Source organism: Endozoicomonas sp. SESOKO3 (assembly GCF_024606255.1).
Genome location: NZ_JAHHPR010000240.1, coordinates 1 through 2,170 on the forward strand (window position 1 = coordinate 1; position 2,170 = coordinate 2,170).

General features: G+C 37.9%; 1 protein-coding gene. It reads right to left on the minus strand.

The features are described 5' to 3' along the window. Positions 1–2,119: hypothetical protein (locus KDK18_RS04330; RefSeq protein ID WP_257253465.1), on the minus strand; the 2,119-nt coding region annotated here is incomplete at its 3' end. Positions 2,120–2,170: the final 51 nt, after the last annotated feature.

The following is a 2,170-nucleotide window of genomic DNA, read 5'->3' on the forward strand; positions in this document are numbered from 1 at the left end:
ATCCGCTACCGGCAATCTTCTCTTGTAATATGGCTTTGATCGGATCGTCTTCGGAGCTGGCATCGTTAGATTGACCTTCAGTCCCGTTATCGCTGTGATGACTTTCAGGTAAGGCATGGGTAAATACATTTTTAGGCTCAAGGGAGGCTAACCCGAACCTCGTTCTGTATTCAACAGTGGTCCCGTCAGGCAGCAGGGTAAAAACAACACGGTTTGGTTCAGGGTAGGGCGCATTGCTGGAGGTTGATGGTATGTCAGGATCATCGGCTGAATGAGGCGTGCGAACTGCAACGGCAGCATTTGCAAAGATACCTTTTTTGGCCAACTCCCTCAAAACTTCAGGTACAGCATAACCTTTATGGTTAACATTCAGTACACCCAGTACACCCGAAGAACCAAAAATGCCTTGTGCAGAGTTATCAAAAGAGAATGCTATGGTTTGTACGGTGGTATTGCTGGGAATTGCCATACTTAAAACCAATGTTAGCTTTTTTATTAAGTTCTGAGTGTCGGAAAAAAAACGAGTAGCGCGTCTGATATCAGAGAAATAAACCTCTCCGGTAATGATGACTTTAGTGTCTTCACCAATGTTTGTGAACGGTATTCCTTTTACTATTTCGAGTTTAAGTGTTTTTCCTTGCGGCATATTAATTTCAACAACATTGTACAAAACGCTTTTTTCAGTTCTGTACTCATGATAAAGATTAATAGACTCTGTTAAAGATCTTTCTTTATCGTACAGACTGTCAAATAGATTAATTATTATTAATTTGTCGTATGGTCTCTCACGCACTATTAGTGAAGGGTTGAAACTAAGAACATAAGATCTTCTGTTGTAGAAGGGATTGTTTGCTGAGAATTTAACAAATGGAATGATTTTATATTTTCTTTTTAATTGGGTATTTTTCAATCTTTCAAAAGCGTTATAACCTATTTTATTGATAATCCGCTGGTCAGTCTCCTCGTTATGATATGAAAACTTTGCTGACATCATTGCAACTTCATTAATGTTACTGCTGGAGACATCCGTTTTATTTATTTGATAGAATTGACGTAGTTTCTCCTTTATCTTTGGTATGAGTTCTTCCTCACTTATTGCAGATTTTTTTAAGCCTTCTACAGCATCATGAAGAAATGTGATTTCATCAAGTGATATTTTGATCAGAGGGTTTCTTTTGAGAGTTAGTAGGATAAATGGCTGGTTTGCATGATCAAGAGTACTGTCTACAAAATTACCTAATGAATTTATTTTCATTCCGAACATTAATGTATTGCGGGTATGATGTGTTAGTTGATATTCCCCTAGTCTTTGGAATAGATCACCAATACTGGTTTTTTTTACGATATCTTTAATCTGACTGGTTTGTTCTTCTGGCAGGTTTGTATCGTATGTCTCAAAATAAGGGCTGGGATCTGGAATCATTCCATCTGAAAACATTTTTTCAAAAAGAGCACGTATCTTAGCTCTTTCGAGACGTTTTTTGTTTTCATCACTTACTCCTATTTCTGATATAGACTCGCCCGAACTACTCCTTTTTAGAAAGGCCTTGCTCTCCATTTCGGGTAGTAGTCCTTTATCAATATATGCCCCTCCAAAATTGAAAGCATGATAAATTCCTATAAATCTTTCGGTTATTAAAGAGTCAGTAAAGCCTAAGCTGTATTTAATATATTGAATCTCTATTGGTTTGAAATCAATCTCGTCTCTATGAACGACAGCATCGACAATGGATGTTTCAATTTTATTTAACAATTCACTGGTTTTATCCCATTGTATGGCAAACGACTGCTTTACATTATCTGAAAAACTGGAACTCATTATATTCAATTGTTCTACGTTTGGGCTTTTACCCATAAAATCATCAATTATTTTCCAGGTGCGATCTTTCAACTTCGCTATATCATCATCTGGAGAATCTTTCTCAATAGCATTTTTGTTTATCTCGGACATCAGCAGCGAATATAGTATTTTTTTGTATGCCAAACGTTCGGGAGCCCATACATGGAGTACGTAGTCCGGGTTCACCTTGGCCCATATTGTCAGACAACCAAACTCCCAACCTTCAATGGGATCGACAATGCTGACATGCATATTCTTGGGTACACGGAAGTCTCGCATGATAACACCTGATAGATTGACCTACATGGTTTCCCGGGGGATTGCGATACG